This is a genomic window from Paucilactobacillus wasatchensis, assembly GCF_000876205.1.
GTDB classification, from domain to species: domain Bacteria; phylum Bacillota; class Bacilli; order Lactobacillales; family Lactobacillaceae; genus Paucilactobacillus; species Paucilactobacillus wasatchensis.
The window spans coordinates 1-2,344 of record NZ_AWTT01000081.1; the positions used below are offsets into that span (position 1 = coordinate 1).

A 2,344-nucleotide genomic window follows, 5' to 3' on the forward strand; every position below is an offset into this window, starting at 1 on the left:
AATCCAGGATGTAACAATAAAATCAAAGTAATAAAACGAACAGCATACGGCTTCAGAAACTTTACCAATTTCAGACTTAGGATACTTGTAGCATTTTCTACTAGTTTCTACTCTATAAATTATAAAAACAGTTTAAAACAGCTAAACAAAAAAACAACTAATCCTCCTGAAAGAGAACTAGTTGCCTAGTAAGGACTACGTCCTTGAATTAAGTCATCAGTACTTCTTGACGAAGAGCCAAATTTTCTTTTGATGGATTTTGTACAACTCCGACCGAACTTTAACTTCAAGTCGTTCAAGTTCTTGTTGTTCCAATGCGGCCGTTTTCTTTTTGACCGCCATCACGGGTAATGCAGGGGATTGTTCGATTAATCGTAATGCCCTTAAGTTTGAATCTTGGACAAGTAACCGATGAGCTAGTGTTTCTGGGATCAACGACCAAGCCTGCTTGAAAGATAAATAAGGTGAAATCAAAGTCCCGGAGTCGAGGGTGATTAATGGCTGTAATGCACCGTCCCAACACATTGTGTGCCATGCATCAAACTCATCGTTCCACAGCATATAAACTTCATCATGTCGTGATAGCATATCCACAGATACTGTATCGGGATATTCACTTTTGTTATTGGTCACTAAGACCAAGCGTTCTTCACTAATCTTGCGGGTACTAATTTCGTGCCGAAACATTTTATAAAATGAAAAACCAATGTCGGCAGTACCATTGGCGACAGAATCATAAATATAATCTGCATCACCACCAACAATTGAATATCTCAAGACAGAATCTTCTTGCATTAAAATCGGGCACACTACGCATAGAATGGATTCATTAATTGATGGTGCTCCAATCACTTTCACATTGTGGAAATTTGCAGCTTCTTTTAAATTGGTAGTTTGGTTAACTAATTGCATCCATTGTTCAGCAATGGGGACTAATTTTTCACCGTATTTGGTCAGTGAGACAGTGGGCTGTCCCTTGAGACGGTTGATCAAAGTGACACCCAATTGTGATTCTAATCGTCGCAAGCGATTGCTGACGGCAGCCTGAGTGATATAAAGCGAGTCAGCTGCTTGAGATATCTGTTTGTATTCGACAATTTTCAAAAATGTTTGCAACAATTCTGGATTCACGAGATCAACTCTTTTCTAAATGTAGGTTGGGAAATTCACTATTCATTATACGACATTAATTCAGAAGCATTATCAGATAATTTTAAAATTGAAATGCTACCATTCTTGGGATAGTTATTTAACGTGTTGATATGATGGTAGTCGGCTAACGTTCTGATAAAAGTACCATGAGTGACGAGCAGAATATTAGTCCCGCCGGCACATTCGTTGCGAATTTGCGTTATGCCAGCCCGCCAACGACCGAGTATCTGCTGATTTGTTTCCGCTAAGCCAGTCGGGTCTGCTAAATGCATCAACTGTTGCGCTTTTGCTAATCCTTTGTCAGCAATGATTTCTGCTTGTGTGCTGTAACCTGCTGTTTGGCCAACTTCTTTCCAGGTGGTTGCAGAAGGGAGCCCTTCAAAATAACCAAACGAAACTTCCCGAAAATTACGCTCGACTCTGGTTTGCCCAGGAGCATGATCCAATTGTTGCAAAATTAAATTTTTGGTATCGATTGCACGTTTGAGGTCAGAAGAATAGGAATAGTCAAAATGTACTGCGTGGATTGATTGTCCCGCTTTGATCGCATCTTGGCGGCCCTGTTTAGTTAAATCAGAATCACACCAACCTTGCATTCGTTTAAAAGTATTCAATAAAGTTTCACCATGTCGAACGATATAAACCGTTAAATTAGCCATGATTGGAGCTCCTTTCGAGGATAAATTTATGATATCTCAAAAAAAGTTAATATTCAAGCTTGTAATGAAAGCGATTTCATATATAATGTAATTAGGCATTAAATTGCATCGATCACGTAGCAATTATTTTTTTGCAATTACACTGTCATATTTTTTATATTTAGGGAGGTATTTATAATGCATGTTACATTATCAGTTTGGCAAGCTTTGTTGATTGCGATTTGGGTTGCATTAGTTGAATCACGAATTTTGGGATTCGCGACGTTAACCATGCGTTTTAGTCCATTAATGACGGGGATGATGGTTGGTTTCATCATGGGTGATATCAAGCAAGCCATGATCGTTACGGCAGCCATTCAACTAGTTTACATGGGGTTTGTTGCTCCAGGCGGGGCATTACCAGCCGAACCAGCAATTGGGGCTGCCATAGCAGTTCCAGTAGCTTTACTTGGGGATATGAGTCCACAAGGTGCGATTGCCATTGCGGTTCCAGTTGCGCTGTTAGGAAGTTACCTATATCAATTCCGGTTCTT

Annotated in this window: 4 protein-coding genes; 2 read left to right on the forward strand and 2 right to left on the reverse strand. The window is 39.7% G+C overall.

The genetic code is table 11. The annotated features are described in order from the left end of the window. The coding region (locus tag WDC_RS09950; RefSeq protein ID WP_044011536.1) for a transposase at positions 1-189 on the forward strand (189 nt) is incomplete at its 5' end. Positions 190-216: 27 nt separating this feature from the next. Here WDC_RS09950 and WDC_RS09130 read toward each other — a convergent pair. After that, the gene (locus WDC_RS09130) at positions 217-1,131 is read right to left on the reverse strand and encodes a LysR family transcriptional regulator (RefSeq protein ID WP_044011537.1); all 915 of its coding nucleotides are present in this window, start codon (positions 1,129-1,131) and stop codon (positions 217-219) included. Between the two features lie 38 nt (positions 1,132-1,169). Continuing rightward, entirely contained in the window at positions 1,170-1,811 is a 642-nt protein-coding gene (locus WDC_RS09135) for a histidine phosphatase family protein (RefSeq protein ID WP_044011538.1), read from the reverse strand. Between the two features lie 177 nt (positions 1,812-1,988). Between WDC_RS09135 and WDC_RS09140 the strand changes: the two genes are divergently transcribed. Continuing rightward, the coding region (locus tag WDC_RS09140; protein WP_044011539.1) for a PTS sugar transporter subunit IIC at positions 1,989-2,344 on the forward strand (356 nt) is incomplete at its 3' end.

Excerpts from the sequence above, each read along its gene's own strand:
- WDC_RS09135 (WP_044011538.1), bottom strand. The coding sequence starts at position 1,811 with ATGGCTAATTTAACGGTTTATATCGTTCGACATGGTGAAACTTTATTG.